Below are 17951 nucleotides of genomic sequence, written 5' to 3'. Positions count from 1 at the left end.
CTACCGATACCGGAGCGGCAAGTGGCGAGAGCAGTTGGATTGGCCAGCCTCTATGTTATCGCAGATGAGCTGAAACGCAGTTGCATCTCCTTTGAATTGTGGGCACCATGCACGAATGACGAGCTATCCCAGACTTGCATTGGAGTTCCAATTCGATGAATGAAAACCAGGAAAAACCCAATCCGCAAGTGTTGCCCAGCAAACCCCGTTTCCAACGTCTAAAGTCGATTCGTCAGTGGTATGTTAGATGGCGAATCTACTTTGTAGTTGTCATGCACATCCTCGGGGCCTTGAGTTCCATTCAGGCGATCATGTCGACGCGCACGCCGCAGGGCGCGACCGCGTGGGCGATTTCACTCAACACGTGCCCCTACTTGGCAGTGCCCGCGTATTGGGTCTTTGGACGTTCGCAATTCGATGGCTACGACCATTTACGGCACAGTAAAATTGCAGCAGACAGCAAAACGGCACAGAACGCAATTCGTGAATTGAGCGAGAAGGGGATGTTGTTCACCCCAATGACTGAACTGGAACGAAGCCAGCAGCGGCTGTTGGAAAGCATCGCCGAGATGCCCACCACCCGCTACAACGATGCCGACTTGCTGATCAATGGTGAGGCCACATTTGCGGCAATATTTGACCGTATCGCATCCGCTGAGGACTATATCCTGATTGAGTTTTACATCATGCGCTCAGACGAATTGGGCAACAAGCTCAAAGATGCCTTGATTGCGAAGGCAAAGGAGGGGGTCCGTGTGTATGTGCTCTATGACGGACTCGGCAGCAAGGACTTACCAAACAAGTATTTACAGTCACTCAATGATGCGGGAGTCAAAACGGCTGGATTTAAAACGACGAAAGGCTGGGGTAATTTCACCCGGGTCAACTTTCGCAATCATCGGAAGATTGTGCTCGTCGATGGAAAAGAGGCCTTTGTCGGTGGTCACAACGTGGGGGATGAATATGTGGGGAAGCACCCCACACTGACGCCTTGGCGGGATACACACGTCGCTATCCGCGGCCCAGTGGTTCTCGAAGCACAGGTGACATTTGTAGAGGATTGGCGGTACGCCACTGGGGAGACGTTGCAATTGACATGGGTCCCAGAAAGAGCCCCCAAGGGGGATGTCCGTGCTCTCTGCCTGCCGACGGGTCCTGCCGATCCATTCGAGACAGGTACACTGCTCCTGCTCGACTTAATCAACACTGCCCGAGATCGGATTTGGATCGCCAGCCCTTATTTCGTCCCCGACACACAGTTTGTTTCCGCCCTCCAACTCGCTGCGCTGCGTGGAGTCGACGTGCGAGTGCTTTTTCCCGAGAACAACGATGACTGGCTCGTCGATTTGACTAGTTATTCGTACTTGGATGAATTGGGAAAAGTTGGCGTAAAATTCTATCGCTACGAACCGGGATTCATGCACCAGAAGGTCTTGCTTATTGATGAGGGACTTTCCGCCATCGGGACGGCCAATTTTGATAATCGTTCAATGCGATTGAACTTCGAAGTTACGATCCTACTTCACGATACTGATGTTGCTTCAAAAGTTCAGGCGATGCTCGAGGCTGACTTGAAGAAGAGCCGCCAGGTTGCTGCCAAAGAGTTCACACAGAGTTCGGCGCCGTTTCGCTTTTTGGTGAAAACCGCACGATTACTGGCTCCCGTACAATAACTGAATTGCCTGCAAAGGCAGGCTGGTGAAGATTGGAAGAGAATCACTTTCTGCAGTTTCAGCGTTCGGATGGCTGGACCAGATAAGCAAAAGCAACCGATTGCATCCGGAGTGATAACGGCTCAGAGTTCACCGCCGAGCAAGTCCGCAGGTGGTTCAAGCAGGCGAAGGGAATACAACACGATCAGGCCTCACAGTTCTCTTGGCTATCGAGCCCCGGTGCCGGTGCCGAAGCTGTTCTGTTCGATGGCTTCCGCTACGCTCCAGGATTTGAACAGAGCAGTCATTGATACAATTGAACACTCAGTCAAGTGACTGGCGTCATCTATGGGGGAGGTGCAACGAACGTACGGCACGACAGCTATTTCATATAAAGCGGTGCATGAAAAACCGCCGGTCGCAGGCCTCGTTGGGAAGGATTAATGCCCTCCCCAACTTCGCCGCCACCAGCGGTTTCCCCCAAATACTTCCACTCTCTAGCGGTGGTACTCGTTCTTTACCGTGTCGTACCATGACGCATCCCTGATACTCTCCTCAGCTTGCCAAAACTTGATGCCGAAAATCCCAGGTTTCAGATTGTGGTGTTGTACGATGTGGTCGTAGCCCCCACCGCTGTACAACGTGTCTGTGGTATCGTCGTTGCCGCCGTCGATCCAATCATTTCCGGCACCACCGGACAAGTAGTCCGTGCCGCTTTGACCGTAGAGCTTGTCGTGGTCGTTGTTGCCGAACAGGTGATCGTCGCCGCTCCCTCCATACAAGGCATCGTTACCACGTCCCCCCCCCAGGCGGTCGTTGTCCCTACCGCCGTTCATCACGTCATGGTCGTCGCCGCCAGACAGATAGTCGCGGCCGGCCTGCCCGGTCATGATATCGTTGCCGTCTAGCCCGTAGAGCCGGTCATTTCCGCTGCCGCCATCGATCCGGTCGTGGCCATCGCGGCCCACCAACCTGTCACGTCCATCCATGCCCCACAGCGAATCGTTGCCGCCCCCGCCATACAGCGTGTCGTTTCCAGTCTCGCCATATGCTGCCATGACGATGTCTGTGCGATTGACGACGTAGTCATTGCCGGCCCCAGCGAATACTTTGATTTCGTCGACCTTATCCAAATCGTAATCCTTGCGTTTTTTCAACTTCCATTTGCCATCCTTTTGCTGGTAGATCTTGACTTCAACTTCGTCGTGATCGTGGTACTGGATGTAGATCTTCTCGGATTTTTCCGAGCCTTCGACTTCCAGCACGCCGTCGTCTAAGTCGATGTCGACACCGGCGGTCATTACGCGGCGATCTTCCAGGTTCTCGAATTGCATCGTTCGTGTCTTGTGATTGTTCATCGGTCTGCTCCTTGTGTTTTCTTGTTTCAGTGTTTTGGTTGTTTGAATCTTCCGTTCCTGCCTTCAGATCACTTTTCCCCAGGGGCCGCGGCCAAATGCGGGGGAATTCTTCCGAAAAAGGCTCAAAATATTGAGTTGTCGCAGTAAGTCCTTGCGGTGCTGTAACTTGTTGCTGATAATCGGGTGGCATGGCCCGGTACTTCGCCCGATGTGAGAGCAATCCCGTGGATAATGGACAGACTCCTCATTCCGATTTGGTCGAGAATCTGGTATTTCGCTTCGAAACGGCTTGGCAGGGGGGCGAGCCACCGGGGATCAACGATTTTCTGCCGGAAACGGCTGACGACCGGTGGGGCGTCCTGGTGGAATTGGTCCATGTCGACTTGGAGTTCCGACTCAAGTCGGACAATGACATACGAGTCGAGCGCTATTTCGATCAATTCCCCGAATGGGCCGATCATGCGGACGACGCTGTCGATCTGATTGCGGCCGAATACGATCTCCGCGCCCGCAACGATTCGCCGCCCAGTCTTGACGAATACCGCGGGCGGTTTCCCAGGCTTTGGGACCGGCTGTTGGATCGGCTCACGGCGACATATTGCGCAGCTGGTGAGACGTTACGGGGCTCACATTCGCAGTCAGGCAACGACGGGGACCAAACACAAATTTACGGTGCTGCCGGTAACCCAGAAGATGCCCCGTCAGGGAATCGCGGTGGATTTCGATATCGCATTATTAGCAACCATGCTAGCGGTGGACTGGGAGATGTGTTTCTCGCGCACGACGGAGAGGTCTCGCGCGAGGTGGCGCTGAAGCAACTCAAGTCGCAATTCGCGGACGACCCCGATAGTCAGGCGCGGTTTCTCCGCGAGGCGGAGATTACCGGCGGGTTGGAACATCCGGGCATCGTGCCGGTTTACGGGATGGGGGCGTATGGGGACGGGCGGCCATATTATGCGATGCGGTTCGTACGGGGCGGCAGTTTCAAAGCGGCGATCGAGCAGTACCAAGAGATCGCCGGCGTGCGAGAATTGGACAGTCTACGCACGTTGAAGCTTCGAAAGTTGCTGGCGCGATTCATCGAAGTGTGTCACGCCATCGACTATGCCCACAGCCGAGGCGTCGTGCATCGCGATATCAAGCCGGCGAACATCATGCTTGGTAAATACGGCGAGACGTTGGTGGTGGATTGGGGATTGGCGAAACCGATCGGCCGTGTGGAGACCAGTAGTTCAACTGATGAGGTCACGCTGCGCCCGCAATCGGGCAGCGGTTCGTCGGCGACACAAATGGGCAGCGCCGTGGGAACACCGGCGTACATGAGTCCCGAACAAGCGGCCGGGCAGGTCGACAGTCTGGGGCCGGCGACGGACATATTTAGTTTGGGCGCCACACTTTATCATCTGCTGACTGGCCAATCGCCACAGACATCTCTGGATTTACCTGTCGTGTTAAGCCGTGCCACCCGCGGCGAATTCCGGGTACCGCATGAAGTTTGCGATGACGTTCCCGCGGGGTTGGAGGCGATCTGTCTTAAAGCGATGGCGTTGCGACCTGAAGACCGCTACCGAACGGCCGGTGCAATCGCGGCCGATATCGAAAATTGGCTGGCTGACGAGCCGGTCGCCGCACATCGAGAACCGTGGAAGGACCGCGCGCGGCGGTGGATGCGGCGGCATCGCACGATTGTTTCGTCGGGGGTAGTCGCCGGCGTGCTATTGATCACCACTACAATTGCGGGGCTATTCGCATGGGACCAGGCTCGTCAAGAGGCTCGTTTCCGGAGCGACCGGGTACAATCTGCCGTCCTCACAGCCGACGAATCGGCCATCGCCGAATTGCGCGGCGATCGTTTTTCGGCGGCCGTCGCGATTTTGGACACCGCACTTGATCAACTCAAGTCCCAGCCACAACTGACGGATCTTCGCTCGCGCATTGAGCACCGCCGAGAACACGTTCAACGACTCGTGGATTTTTATAGGCTCGCCGCACAAGCTGAAGAACTGGCCGTTTTCGAAAACGATGCCACGGCCACCATCGCATCGCAAAGCGCATTGGACGCGTTGAAGATCTTCGACCATGCCGATTGGTGGGCGCACCTGCCCGACGAGGAACTTTCGGCTCAGCAGGCCGATCGCTTGTGCCAGACAATCTATGACCAGCTGTTATTGCTGGCGCTGCTTAAGGGCAAGTCGATCCTTTTGAATATTCTGTCACCGGCCTCGGTTGAGGAGAGCCGCCAGTTGTTGGATATCGCAGAGTTGGCGGAACGTTTTCGACGTGCAGAGTCGATTACCGCGTTGCAGGCCTGTGCGAATTTGCGGTTGGGGAGGGGGTTGGTTTTTCCCGACGTAATGAGTCTGAGACCGGAATCTGCTGCTGATAACAATGCGGTCGGGATCATGACATGGAGTATGTCGCAAAATCCCGTCATGCGCAACTTGGTCCTTGCCGGGCGGAGTTTCGATGGGGACTTGATGGAGGTTGCGCGAGGATTTCTTGTTCGGGCGGCCGCATTGGATCCCGACCGTTTTTTGACGATGTTCACGCTGGGATTTGTATGTCGGCAACTTGGGGATTACGCTGCCGCTCAGCAGGCCTTCAATCAATGCATCGTGTTGCGTCCCGATGACTGTCTCGCGTATTGCATCCGTGCCGAAACGTACTTGGCCGAAGCCGCAGATACCGGGGACCAACAGCACAAAACCACATTGTGGCATGCGGCACTGGTCGATGCTGAGAAAGCCCGCGATCTCGCCCCAATGACCCATTATGTGCATTGGTACCGTGGACTCGTTCTTCGTGATATGGAACAGACGCCCGAGGCCGTTGCCGCATTCATCGAGGCGGTACGACTCGGCAAACCGGCCGTTCGAGACCTCAGCCGCGTGCTCAACAAGAATCGTGAATCAGTCCAAGAAGCGCGGGCCTATGCTAACCAGTTGTTGGATGTAGAGCCGGATAATGCCGACTATCGGATGTTGCTGGCGACGGCCGAGTGGTCATTGGGAAATGATTCTGCCGCGGCGGATGCGGCCGAAAGCGTGCTGACGAAGCAACCCAATCGTGCAGCGGCGCTGGCGATCCGGGGGGCTGCCGCAATGCACTCGGGTAATCGAAAAGCTGCGATTTCGGATTTTCGTGCTGCACTGGACATTGATCCTACGAATTATGAAGCGGCGATGGGACTGGGCCGCAGCCTCGCATCCTCTAAAGAATACTCGGCCGCGCTCGCGGCATTTGACCGCGGGAATTCGATCGCAAAAACGGACTGGCAACTCGCCGAAGCCGAACTGGGCCGATGTGAAGTGTTCACGCGAATGACGCGGTTCTCTGATGCGGCGCACGCTCTGCGAGCTGCCCTGGCCAGTGACGCGAGTTGCGATCTCGAGAAAGTCGCTCAACTCGCTGCCGAATACAAGGCGACTGCCGTCACGGAAATCATCGACAGTCGACGCGCTTCGAAATTCGGCGAAAAAACAACTCGGCGGCGTTTTCCGGTGCTGCCTTTTTTAAACGGTGGATTTGAGCTGGGACTGTCTGCATATTGGGGACAAGCCGAAGCAGGGAAACCGATTTGGTGGAATCGAGGCGGATGTCGATCCGTCGCTGAAGTTTCACGTGACGACCGGCACAGCGGTGAATTGTCGTTGCGCATTCACCACACATCACCGGCCGCCGAAGGTGTGATTGCTGAGACAAGTCAAATTGTGCCCGCCACGCCGGATGCCCGTTACCGAATCTCATTGTGGGCAAAGGCTGATGGTTTGGCAGTCAATGGGGCATACGTGGTCGTCGGTTCGGCAATCAACGTCCCGCACGTCGCTCTCCCTGCGGGTACATACGGCTGGCAACAAGTCACCGGCGAATTCACTGCCAATGGTGACCAGGTTCGGTTGCGGATTGTCTCCCGCGATGTGGGCGACGTGTGGTTGGATGACATTCGCGTTGAATTGGCGGAAGAATAGACGCGGCCGGCGAATGGTTTGTGGGCGTTCCCGAAAGGCGCGAGTTGTGCTCAGACATACGACTTCGAAAAGTGCATTTCGACGCATCCTATCACAGTCGTCGAAGCGCTATGCGTCTGTTCGGGTCGCTTCGGTCAGGCGTTCTTGGATTTGTTTGAGAATACGCCGGATGCTACGTTCGGCGCGACCGGTTTGTTCGGCGATTTCGATGCTGTTGTAGCCCTGCAGCCGCAACTCAACAATCGGGCGGTCTTGCGGCTTGAGCGTTTTCAGGAAGGCTTCCGTTTCGTCTACGAGAATCGCAGCCTCCTCGGGTCCCGGTTCGCCGCTGCCGGGGATGTGGTCCAACGGATCGGCATCTGCACGGACCGATTGGTCTTTGGACATGTCCCGTTTGCCTGCGCCGTGGAATTTGGCGCTACGGCGGACTTTGTTGAGCGTCATTGTGACTAACAGCTGCCACAAATCCCGCCCGGCACCGAGGTCAAACTCGCCTTGTTGCACGCGGACGAACAGGCTGCGGTAGACCGACTGCAGGATGTCCTCGGGATCAACTCGCCGCGCCAGACCGCTTCCCATTTGCTTGCGGGCGACTGCTACCAAACCGGCCGTATGATCTTGGACAATTTTCACTGCCGCTGCTTCGTCACCGGTCCGTAATTGATCCAACAGAATGCGAAATGTTTGTTCTTGGGGCATCGGATCTCCCGGATTGATTGGTGTGATGTGAAAACTACTGATGTATATCGTGTAGCGCCCTCACGTCCCAAAATTACGTATCGTGCTGACCCTTGGTGGCAATATCTGCGGTGAGTCCAAAATCGCCGAGAATCGTGTAAAGACAGGGGATCACCAACAAGACCAATACCGTGGATGCCAACAAGCCAAAAGCGATGCTGGCTGCCAGTGGGATCAACACCTGCGCCTGCAGGCTGCGCTCGAATAGCAGCGGAAGCAAGCCGGCGATCGTTGTCAGAGACGTGATCACAATTGCCCGAAAGCGTTGCCGGCTCGCCTGTCCCGCCGCCATGACGATGTCGGCGCCTTCTTCGCGGCGCATTTTCAAAAACAGTACCAGCAGAATCGAATCGTTGACGACGATCCCCGCTAAGGAAATGAATCCTACGCCGCTGGGCATACTCAGATCGATGCCCATTAGCCAATGTCCCCAGATCACTCCGATCAACGCAAACGGGATCGCCGTCATCACGATCAGCGGTTCGGTGTAACTACGAAACTGAAAACTCAACAATACAAACACGCCAATCACACCGATGACCATGGCCCCCATCATCGATTCCTGAGTCGTGGCCGATTGTTCGACCTCGCCGGCAAATGAAACGTCGATTTCCGGAAATTCTGCGTGGAATTCCGGCAAATAGTCTCGCTCGATTTCATTGAATAATTGTGCCGTGTTGATCCGACGTTGATCGACGTCCCCCAGCAGGGTCACTGTGCGGCGACCGTCGACCCGAGCAATGCGCGACCAACCGCGGGTGCGGTCAGCAATTGCAATTGAGCCGAGCGGCACCAGTTTGCCGCCGGGGACGGCGAAATGGAAATACTCCAGGTCGGCGACGCTGTCTTGGTCGTCGGGCCGCAGCCGCACATCGACTTCGTAGGCCTCACGACCGATTTGGATTTCATCGGCCGTCATTCCATAAAACCCAGCCCGCACCTGCCGGGCCACAGTGGCGGCGTCGAGGCCCAATCCGGCCGTTCCCTCGCGGAGGTGAATGCGGATTTCCGGTTTGCCGCGGCGGAGATCGTCGGTGAGGTTCAATACACCGTCAAAACGCGCTAGCCAAGCGCGAAAGTGCGTCGCCGCCACTTCCAGTTGTTCAAGGTCGTCCCCTTGTAAACGAATTTCAATGGCGCGGCCTTGGGGGCCGATGACCGGTTCCGTAAAGTTCATCATATCAACGTCGGTTGGCGGCACGATTTTGTCCCGCCAGGAATCGACAATCTCATCGATGCGCCCGTCACGAATCTCAGCATCGAGAAGATTGACCGAAACTGTGGCGACGTGCGGGCCGGTCTCGAAGGCGTCGGTATTCTTGTTGAATTGTACGTTGACCGACTTGATCAGGTTTTGTTCGTCCGGTTGCCGTGATTTAAATTCGCGGTTAACTTCGACCAGTGCGTCGGTAAATTGTTGAACAACCTCTTCGGTCCGTTTAAGCGGGGTGCCTTGGGACATCATCAGCCGCGCGTCGATGACGTCCCCGTCAAGGTCCGGAAACGCTTGGAATTTGACGTTCCCTCCAGCAAACATTGCCAGCGTGCCGATCAACATGGCAATCACACAACCGACCCATAGATATCGCCACCGCAACAGGATGTCGACGGCGCGGCCGAGAATGTGTTCGCGGCAGTAGTCAATCATGCCATCGATGAATCGGCGTACCGCGTTCGCTTTTTTGTCATGCTCGTCCGTCAGCGAATGCGCTAAGTGCGATGGTAAGATCAGGAAAGCTTCCACCAAACTGACCGCCAATACGAGAATCAAAATGATCGGCATCACTCGCAGAACTTTGCCGATATTACCGCCAATCGTCGCCAACGGTCCTAGGACGCAAACCGTGGTGATAAAAGAGGAAAACACGCCTGCCTTGACTTCATTCACGCCGTCGATTGCAGCCTGGATTGCCGGTTTCCCGCGGGCGGCATGTGTGGCAATATTCTCGGCGATCACGATGCCGTCGTCCATCAGCAATCCCAAAGCCATGAGGATGCCGATCATCGTGATCATGTTGATCGTCAATCCAATTTGCTCGGCGAACCACAGCGCGCCCAGAAACGAAACGGGCAAGCTCATGACTACCCAAAACGATAGCCGCACATTAAAAAATAGCCACATGGCCAGAAAAACCAGCAGTCCTCCTTGCCAGGCATTTTTAAGAATCAAATTCAGTCGGCTGTTGACGAGCGTCGACATGTCCTGAGTGATATCGATCGTTATCTGTGGATGCCGGGCTCGCTCATCCTCGACAATTGACTTAACAACATTGGCCGCACGGATCGTGTCCTCAGTTTTTGTCTTCTCGACGACTAAAATCCCCGCGCGTCGGCCGTCGGCGATCACCTTGTCCTCTTCGAGCTCAAAGGTGTCGGTGACAGTGCCCAGATCCCCCAACCGGATTTCGCCGCCGCCGTGGCCGCCGACAATCACCAGCGTTTCCAAGTCTTCGGGTGAGCGGCGCTCCTCGACGAAACGGACCAGAATCTCATGTTCACCGGTTTCAATAGCGCCGGCTGGCAAGTCGACATTTTGCCGGCTCACGAAATCGGCCACGTCGGCAACACTGAGGTCGTATTGCATGAGGGCGCTGGCAGAAAGTTCGATCCGCAGTTGGTTGTCCGAAAACCCGCGGATATTGACGGTAGACACCTGAGGATCTCGCTGTAGCCGCTCCTTAAGGTCCTCACAGTACGCTTTCAGATCGCGCGGTGACATGGGGCCGCTGACGATCAGCGACAAAACCAATTCCGTCGTCCCGAGCTGTTTAATCACCGGGTCTTCGACGTCGTCGGGAAAATCATCGATGGCGGCGATTTCGGTTTCGATGTCGTCTTTAAACACGACAAAGTCGCCGGAATCATCCATCTCGATTGTAATGATGGCGATATTCTCTCGCGCATCGGAACGGATTTCCTTGACGTATTTGATGCCGTCCAGCGCGTCTTCCACTCGGCGACTGACAACGTCCTCGACTTCCTGGGCCGTCGCGCCAGGGTAGGGGACTCGAATCTCCACTTCCGGGACTGTGAAATCGGGGAATGTTTCTCGGCGCAAAGTCCCCGCGGTCATGATGCCGATCACCACGAAAACCAGCATCAATAAATTGGCCGCGGTGGGGTGCGTGGCGAAGAAGCGTATCATTTAAGGCTCCCTTCGCCGGTCGCCTGCGCCTTGATTACGTTCAGCAAAGCGTCGTCTTCGACCGGATCGACCAACATCCCCAAAATGGCGGGGGTCGGATCGGAGACGACGACAACTTCCCCGGCGTGCAACCCGGTACTAACGCAAACGAAATCGCTCTGAAGAAAATCGACGACGACGGCCCTTTTCTCCAAGCGGCGCTCATCATTGACGATATACACCGCACCATCATGCATGGCGCTGCGCGGAATCACGATTTTTCCGGCGCGAGGTTTCGCCCACAACTCAATTTCACAAAACATGCCTTTGACCAACGGTGGGCGTTTGCCGGGAATCACATTCTTATACGGATCGTCGACTGCCACCACGACGGCAATGCTGCGCGTGGTGGGATCGAGTTGTTCGCGGATGCCGGTGACGCGAGCGTCCCAGTGCACAGTCAGGTCTCCGGCACGTATGCGCACAGTCGCCTGGATGCCCAGCAAATTGGCGAGTTCATCCAAGTCGATGCTCAAGGGCGCGATGGGCGCCGCGTCAGCGCCCATCAACTTGCGGGCTTGATCCATGGGAACCTGCGCATCGACTTCCGTGATCGCCGTGCTATAAGCCTCGAAGAGGACTTCGCCGCGAGCGAGAAACTGCCCCGCTTGAATGTCAACGTCCGCCAAGCGGCAGCTGAAGGGTGCTTTGATAACGCATTTTGTGACGTCAATCTCGGCCTGCTTCAGACTCGACTGTTTAACGGTCAACTCCGCATTGAGGGCCTGCAACTTAGAGGGGAGTACGTTCAGAAGATTGCGCTGTGACTGCACGTTTTGCCGTTGCGCTAAAACCTCGCGTTCCTTGGCATCTACGTCGGCAGGGGATATGGCGTTTGTTTGCGAAAGTTGGCGAAGCCGGCGCAACTCCTGCTCTGCCAGCGCCAATGCGGCATCCTCGATTGTCAGCGATGCTCGGTAATTGGCTTCGTTAGTCTCCAATTCCGACTGTTGCGCCTTGACGCGGTCGATGTCCGCTTTGAGTTGGGCTGCTACCAACTCCAGTTCGTATGGGTCAATCTTAAGCAGCGTTAGCCCCTTGGCAATAATGCTCCCTGCTTTCAGGTGGGGATCTGTTTCGATGACACGTCCCTGCACCTCGGCGACGGCCTTCCAGGTGCGGCCCGGTTCGGCCGTGCCATAGCCCCACACACGGGGTACCACGTCGACTTGCGGGGCCGGAATCACCCGCAGCGTCCGCGAGACCTCGGTGACCGGATTGTGCTTGAGCTGCGTCCGTCCTGCAACCATATAGATTGCGACGCCCACACCAAGGATTAGAGGCGGAAGGATGAGCCATTGGCGGAGCGGTCGTGCAGATGCAGGTTGATCAGTCATGGTCAGTTCCTTGTCGTCCGGCGCCTTGGAGATTTGATTGTTCACTCATCTGCTTGTCGTGGCGCAGGCCCGATTACGGTCGATTGTAAACAGAGGAACCACGCGAAATCAGCAAGTTTTCCGAAAACCTTCGGGATTGTACGATCAATGCTTACGTCTAGGGATTACGTTCGACTGCCGACGTCCTATCATAAAAGAACGGCCGGCGGATCCCCAATGCGGTTCGCCCGGCCGTGTTTCGTATGCCCTACCTCATATCACAGATCTCGATTTTAGGCTCTCGGTGATCGAGAAACCTCCGACTCGTATCATTTGGCATTCCTCCAATAGGTGATCTTGCCGTTGGGTGGGCTTTGAGACGGGGATTTGGGGTATCCCCAATGATTCCCACCACCCCGGTGATGTCCGCCACCCCAGTGATGCCCGCCGCCGCGGTGATGCCCACCGCCCCAGTGATGCCCACCGCCCCGGTGATGCCCGCCGCCCCGGTGATGCCCGCCGCCCCGGTGATGCCCGCCGCCCCGGTGATGCCCGCCACCCCAGTGATGTCCGCCACCCCGGTGATGTCCGCCACCCCGGTGATGTCCGCCACCCCGGTGATGCCCACCGCCGCGATGATTCCCACCGCCTCGGTGATTTCCGCCGCCGCGGTGATTTCCGCCGTTGCGGTGTCCGCCGCCGCGGTGATTCCCTCTCTGGCCCGCCTCTACCATTGCCGGACCGGCTGCCAAAGCAAGCACTGCAGTAACCATTACGATTTTTGAAATCTTAGTAAACGTCGCCATCGCTAATTCTCCATTCGATTTGTTGTTTTGGTGATTGTTTTACATTCCTTGGTTATTGAGAGATCACCTTTGTCGATGGTCGGCGGCCAATAAACTTAAAAAAATGGAAAAGAGCGACCACGCCGCAACGTAACAGCGGCAGATATGCGTTCAACGCAACTTCTATCAGTACCTCAAGCTGATTCCAGCTCATCCAGATCGTGTAGGCCTCTTTGAGGCAAACCCGCTTCATAACCATGCTCCTTGTGCCAATTTTATGAACTGCTGAATCGGCAATGTGTTACGAGTTCGGTGTACTTTTCGGTCGGTTGAAAAGGGAAGCAATGGTTTGCTGAATTTCTGTGGAGCAGCGGTGATTCAGGCATTGACTTGTCGCCCGATAAAAATGTGATCGCACTCGATCAGATTGTTCGCCGCGAAAGACTCGGCGGCTCGAACGATACGTACTTCGAACTTCTCAAAAAGACAACAAAGAGACCTGCAAAAAGCATTTTGTCTTTTGGGGCGGCGAAGCGCTGCGACACCGATTTCAGCGAGGTGCAAAAACAAAGCTATCTCTCGATCCGACGACAGGTTATCCCCCGCGCTCGCAGAAACATGATGTCTCGACTGTTTCACCCGCTCTTGTTGCTCATTACCAATTCCACAGAACACCGGCTGGCACAGCACGTCCAATATCTCTCCGTGGAACTGACCCATCCTCCGTGCCCGGCTTCCCAATGAGATTCACACCACCAAGGAGGAACGCGCTGCGTGAGTTTTAGATAACCCGCATTCGCGTCAACGACGATATCGGTGCGACTCGCCGCTGAAAAGTGGTCGAATTGTATTGCGACTTGATCATTCATTGGACCATGCCCTTTTCTATCGCAAACTCGAACCGATAGTTGAGATCACTAGCCAGTAATCCGCCGTGCCAATAGAAGTCAAGAATCAGAAGAATGGGCAGACTTCCCCACGAGATGTTTGATTCGTCAACGATTTCATTCTCCGGCTGGTTTAAGCTGACGGGCGTGTACGCAACGTTCAGGCGGCTTCCGGTATGCCATATAATGGACGATCAGCAGCCGGACTTCGGTCGACTGGGGGGCCTTGAGGGAAATACCGGTCTGGCGGCATTCGACACAACCAGCGGCAATCTAAAGAAAATGACCAGTTCGTACGTGATATTGATCCAGCAATGTCGCCAAGACAGATAGGGGTTTAGCATCATCTCTTGCCGTGGGGAAAACCAATATGGTCAAAGACTCTTCAGAAACCCCCAGGAACATTTCCCGATTTAAGGCGTTTTTCGCTGGGATTGGCGATTGTTTGCCAGGAGTGCTCGTCCCCGTTCCAATCATGTATATTTCTCTCTTCGTCATGGAAACGCTTGGTGTCAATACCGGTCAAATGACGGGAGTGTTCTCCATTCTTCCATTGCTATTCGCTTGGTGGATTGTGCCACTATGCGGCATTGGATATGCCGTGTTTCGCATCAACCACCAACGCCGAGTGGCCTGGGGCACGTTCTTGTTCGGTTTCTTGTATGGCGGTTTGATTCCGTGCTGGATTCTTCTGAACCAAGTGTTTGCTTGGTCCTTTTGAACTGGGCTGAAACAATCCACATCGTGCTTTCGAAAATGCCATGCTCAGGTGAAACGGTAAAGATCGGAAAATGTCGCAATTGAAACATCGTCACTGGGCTGTGAAAGGATTCCGCTGGATTGTAACCGGCTTAGATCTTGTGTGCGGGATATGCCTCACTTCGCTCGGCGTCGCTGTGATGTTCGGAACATCACTTTTTGTCTTGATCGGTATTAACACGGGGGGAGACGCCTTCCGCTCGATTCCAGACGGAGCAGTTGGAGTTCTCGTTATCGGCTACGGCCTATGGTTGTGTTTTTCAGGTATTCGGTTGGTGACAGAGCACCCTCCTATCCGCTGGGAAGCAGGAAAGCGAAGGCATTGGATCGCTGCCATAGCAACCGGTCTGATGATCGCTTTGATGTGGTTGGCACTGATGGCCGATTTAGCAATGTATGATATCGATGGATTTGGTCATTCAGTGCACGTTATCGTCTACACGGGCTTTCTCGCCTGTGCGATTCCGTTCTTGCTTGTCGCATCAGCCGTCATGTCACGGCTTGATCGAAATTGCCAATCAGACAATCCGCACAAATCGTGAAATCCGGAAGGAGTTGCTATTCACATCATCAATTGGAGGCGAGCAGGCATCGCTGTGTTTAAGGGGCATGTGTCTGGGCGGTCTTATTCGGCTTTTCTCTAGCTCAGATCTGGCAGTTGAATGCTAGGTGACTCGCATTGAATTCGGAAAGAAAATTGCCATTGGAACGCATGATGGGTAGCAGTTCTCCTCAAATCTTCAAAATCCGATCAAAGGAATCATTGTCAAAGAGGGTGAACCGAACGTCATTCAATAAATTATCGCCACCACAACGCAATAAATGTGGATGCAATGACACCTACGCATGAGCACAATCCAAGTCGCTGGCCGGATGTGTTGTTGAAGACTCTCGGCCTGCTCGTCGTGGGGATCGTTGGCGGTGTCGTAAATGTGTTTCTGGTCATTGGATCGATACTGCTCTTTATCAGTGTTTTTGACCCGACAGGAGGAGGTGGCGGTGGTCCAATGACGGGAATCACGGCAACACTTCACATGTTGGGATGGAGCTTCTCAATCGGTGCGGTGTTAGCCATTGCCGCAGTTGTTGTCATACGCCGAAGAAGGAGACGGCGGAAGATAGACATTAATGAGTCATGAGGGCGTAGGTTTTAGTCGACGACAGATTGGCTGAGGAGCTGAAGCCATCGAGCAAACAGGCAGAAGGTTAGGGGCAGGTTGTTCATCGCATCCTTCACTCACGACTAAGGAATTCGCAAATGCCACTGTGTCGAACCTGCGGAACAGAAATTGAAAACAATACGAAGAAGTGCCCGCATTGCGGGGCATCGCCATTTGCCTCTCCTGAGAAAGGGCTTTCACTCATCAAACGGCTGGTGCTGGTCTTGCCTATTGCTTGTTGGTTGGGAGGCAGCGTGGCCGATAGTCTTAGATTCATTGACCACACTAATATCGGAAGGCAGTTGCGGCAAACATTCCCAATAGACCCCGGAGTACTTTTCTACGGATTACCGTGGATTGGCAGCACGATTGGATTGTCTTTCGTGTTGGCTTATGTTTTGAAAACATCATCGAAAGATGGCGAAGTGCCGTTTGGCTGGAAACTTATCCTAGGGGCCTCTTTTGTGATATTTGCGGGCGTTGTCTTTCTTTATGCACGGGTGTTTCTTGTGTGGGCGAATATGCGGTAAAGGATACTCGACCTAGCAGGCGAGGTTAATCACGAACAAGCCGCCAAGAGCGACCAACAGGACCGTGGAATCCGATATTCTCCAAACTTGGACTTTGAATTGTTCAAAACGCATTGCTCGCCTGACAAACACCAAAAAAACACAGAGGGGAACGCCATGTCCACGCCATTACTTCGCTTGTCGCCCTGTCTTCTGGTGCTGCTGATTGTTGGGTGTAAAGGTGAGATTGATGAGTCTAAGATCATCTCCAGTCATATCAGCAGCGAAGAGCTGTTCGCTCGTTTTCAAGACCGTTTTCCTGATGCGAAGACAACGGTTACAGAGATCAATGTTCCGATGTCATTTCCCAGTCGATATTGCTACTTGGGGGCCCAGGCGGAACTAGCAAGTGGTCATCGCCTCTGGATTCAACAACAAGTCGAAATCAAACGCAGCGGCGATGACTTGGAGGGAAGCTCTTTTGATCCTGATTTTCGCATCGTTTCCGGTGATGAAAAACGTGCGGAACTCAACGAAGCACAATTCGAACGAATTATGGAAGGCGACGACGTTGAGGCGGTTCTTGCAGATGCAGGAATCGACTTTGATCTTGGCGACATCCCTGATACTCAGTTCGGTATTTCACGAAAACCCTACCACCTTGAAGGCAATGTGTATCTATGGAGACGGTTCGGAGATGAGTTTTATTTGACAGTCGGTGGGAGATTCCTCCTGATGCCCGATAATAAGACCGTCGAGTGGGTTGAAGGTGTGGAACCGACAATCTGGCTTTCAGACGGTCCATCAGATACGTCTTGGTCTATTAAACTGACGGAAGAAGAGTTGACGGCAATTGTGGGTTCGAGGGATCATGTGAAGGCTGTTGAAATCATCAGGCGGAAGAGGAGCCGACCAGACACGAGAGTGAAACCGAAGGGCGAATGATGAGTCATAAGCGGGCTTCCTGTTCAAAGCTGGCGTTAAATGCTCTCGGCCTGCTAATTGTGGGGATCGTTGGCGGTGTGGCAATGGTGTGTTTGGTAGTAGGATCGATTTTTCTCTACGGCGTGATATTCGACCCACAAGGCGCTGTTGGCCATGGCGATCCGATGGCCGGAGTTGGGTTTCTCTATCAGCTTTTGACGTGGTGCTCCTTGAGCGGTGCGGTGCTAGCAATTGCCGCCGTCGTTGTCGTTAGTCGGATAAGGCATCAGCGGAATCGCTGATGGGAAAAGCATGGTGAGCGTCAGAATTGGCATGGTCGTCCGTAAGGACGCTTATTCCAGCGATCAAAGGCTGTTGTTTTAGTCCGGCGGCAAACCCACGATTCAAATACAATTCGATCGTTATCTGGCGAATGGCTCGTCGCTATGGTGTGACACAAAACACCGATGAACCGTCCGAAGTTCACCGACTTGAATGAGGATGAATTGTCTGCAATCCTGAGTGCTGAAGATCAAGTTGAAATTGCTCGATCAATATGGCAAACAAGTAAACAATGCCCTGACATTACAATGGCAACGGAGTGGCCAAGGCGAATTCGGGATTCGCACAGTCGCGCGCGACTCAGTTCACGTCCGCTGTATTCTCGACAAGTGTCGGTCAAGCAATAACGGAGAAGCTAAACCTGCCCAT

12 protein-coding genes are annotated in these 17951 nt (G+C 54.4%); 6 read left to right on the top strand and 6 right to left on the bottom strand.

Annotated elements, in window-relative coordinates; all coding sequences use genetic code 11:
- The first annotated feature begins 155 nt into the window (after nt 1-155).
- A complete protein-coding gene (cls, locus tag CA54_RS02615) occupies nt 156-1673 on the top strand; it encodes a cardiolipin synthase (protein ID WP_146369308.1) in 1518 nt (505 codons plus the stop codon).
- Nucleotides 1674-2149: 476 nt separating this feature from the next.
- On the opposite strand, the gene CA54_RS02610 is transcribed toward cls, so the two are convergent.
- Entirely contained in the window at nt 2150-3010 is an 861-nt protein-coding gene (locus tag CA54_RS02610) for a calcium-binding protein (RefSeq protein ID WP_146369307.1), read from the bottom strand.
- A gap of 224 nt (nt 3011-3234) precedes the next feature.
- Between CA54_RS02610 and CA54_RS02605 the strand changes: the two genes are divergently transcribed.
- Nucleotides 3235-6978, top strand: coding sequence for a serine/threonine-protein kinase (locus CA54_RS02605; protein WP_197532154.1), 3744 nt, complete (start codon nt 3235-3237; stop codon nt 6976-6978).
- Between the two features lie 108 nt (nt 6979-7086).
- Here the strand turns inward: CA54_RS02605 and CA54_RS02600 are convergent, their stop codons facing one another.
- The 3 genes from CA54_RS02600 to CA54_RS02590 all read right to left on the bottom strand — a co-directional run bounded on the left by CA54_RS02600 (nt 7087) and on the right by CA54_RS02590 (nt 12237).
- Complete coding sequence (locus tag CA54_RS02600) at nt 7087-7677, bottom strand: sigma-70 family RNA polymerase sigma factor (protein WP_146369305.1); 591 nt, start codon at nt 7675-7677, stop codon at nt 7087-7089.
- A gap of 73 nt (nt 7678-7750) precedes the next feature.
- Nucleotides 7751-10861, bottom strand: coding sequence for an efflux RND transporter permease subunit (locus tag CA54_RS02595; RefSeq protein WP_146369304.1), 3111 nt, complete (start codon nt 10859-10861; stop codon nt 7751-7753).
- Nucleotides 10858-12237: an efflux RND transporter periplasmic adaptor subunit gene (locus tag CA54_RS02590; RefSeq protein ID WP_146369303.1), complete on the bottom strand. Its 1380-nt coding sequence runs from the start codon at nt 12235-12237 to the stop codon at nt 10858-10860. Before CA54_RS02590 ends, CA54_RS02595 begins: the two co-directional genes overlap by 4 nt.
- A 380-nt stretch (nt 12238-12617) precedes the next feature.
- Between CA54_RS02590 and CA54_RS29725 the strand changes: the two genes are divergently transcribed.
- The gene (locus CA54_RS29725) at nt 12618-13001 is read left to right on the top strand and encodes a hypothetical protein (RefSeq protein WP_231962941.1); all 384 of its coding nucleotides are present in this window, start codon (nt 12618-12620) and stop codon (nt 12999-13001) included.
- Between the two features lie 73 nt (nt 13002-13074).
- Here CA54_RS29725 and CA54_RS02580 read toward each other — a convergent pair whose 3' ends face one another.
- Nucleotides 13075-13254 (bottom strand): hypothetical protein, encoded by a 180-nt coding sequence (locus CA54_RS02580; RefSeq protein WP_146369302.1) that lies wholly within the window; start codon nt 13252-13254, stop codon nt 13075-13077.
- Between the two features lie 125 nt (nt 13255-13379).
- The gene (locus CA54_RS02575) at nt 13380-13721 is read right to left on the bottom strand and encodes a hypothetical protein (protein ID WP_146369301.1); all 342 of its coding nucleotides are present in this window, start codon (nt 13719-13721) and stop codon (nt 13380-13382) included.
- 958 nt (nt 13722-14679) lie between these two features.
- Here CA54_RS02575 and CA54_RS02570 point away from each other — a divergent pair.
- The 3 genes from CA54_RS02570 (at nt 14680) to CA54_RS02560 (ending at nt 17261) form a co-directional block, all read left to right on the top strand.
- Entirely contained in the window at nt 14680-15189 is a 510-nt protein-coding gene (locus CA54_RS02570; RefSeq protein ID WP_146369300.1) for a hypothetical protein, read from the top strand.
- Nucleotides 15190-15905: 716 nt separating this feature from the next.
- A complete protein-coding gene (locus CA54_RS02565) occupies nt 15906-16337 on the top strand; it encodes a zinc ribbon domain-containing protein (RefSeq protein ID WP_146369299.1) in 432 nt (143 codons plus the stop codon).
- A gap of 156 nt (nt 16338-16493) precedes the next feature.
- Nucleotides 16494-17261 (top strand): hypothetical protein, encoded by a 768-nt coding sequence (locus CA54_RS02560; RefSeq protein ID WP_146369298.1) that lies wholly within the window; start codon nt 16494-16496, stop codon nt 17259-17261.
- The last annotated feature ends 690 nt before the right edge of the window (nt 17262-17951 follow it).

The sequence above is a fragment of the Symmachiella macrocystis genome (genome assembly GCF_007860075.1).
GTDB lineage: Bacteria > Planctomycetota > Planctomycetia > Planctomycetales > Planctomycetaceae > Symmachiella > Symmachiella macrocystis.
The sequence above is the reverse complement of the archived record's forward strand: the minus strand, read 5'-3'. Positions and strand labels throughout refer to the sequence as shown.

Bases quoted from the DNA above. Each gene is read 5' to 3' on its own strand.
- cls (WP_146369308.1), top strand. From the start codon at position 156: ATGAATGAAAACCAGGAAAAACCCAATCCGCAAGTGTTGCCCAGCAAA.
- CA54_RS02610 (WP_146369307.1), bottom strand. From the start codon at position 3,010: ATGAACAATCACAAGACACGAACGATGCAATTCGAGAACCTGGAAGAT.
- CA54_RS02600 (WP_146369305.1), bottom strand. From the start codon at position 7,677: ATGCCCCAAGAACAAACATTTCGCATTCTGTTGGATCAATTACGGACC.
- CA54_RS02595 (WP_146369304.1), bottom strand. From the start codon at position 10,861: ATGATACGCTTCTTCGCCACGCACCCCACCGCGGCCAATTTATTGATG.
- CA54_RS02590 (WP_146369303.1), bottom strand. From the start codon at position 12,237: ATGACTGATCAACCTGCATCTGCACGACCGCTCCGCCAATGGCTCATC.
- CA54_RS29725 (WP_231962941.1), top strand. From the start codon at position 12,618: ATGATTCCCACCACCCCGGTGATGTCCGCCACCCCAGTGATGCCCGCC.
- CA54_RS02580 (WP_146369302.1), bottom strand. From the start codon at position 13,254: ATGAAGCGGGTTTGCCTCAAAGAGGCCTACACGATCTGGATGAGCTGG.
- CA54_RS02575 (WP_146369301.1), bottom strand. From the start codon at position 13,721: ATGGGTCAGTTCCACGGAGAGATATTGGACGTGCTGTGCCAGCCGGTG.
- CA54_RS02570 (WP_146369300.1), top strand. From the start codon at position 14,680: ATGTCGCAATTGAAACATCGTCACTGGGCTGTGAAAGGATTCCGCTGG.
- CA54_RS02565 (WP_146369299.1), top strand. From the start codon at position 15,906: ATGCCACTGTGTCGAACCTGCGGAACAGAAATTGAAAACAATACGAAG.
- CA54_RS02560 (WP_146369298.1), top strand. From the start codon at position 16,494: ATGTCCACGCCATTACTTCGCTTGTCGCCCTGTCTTCTGGTGCTGCTG.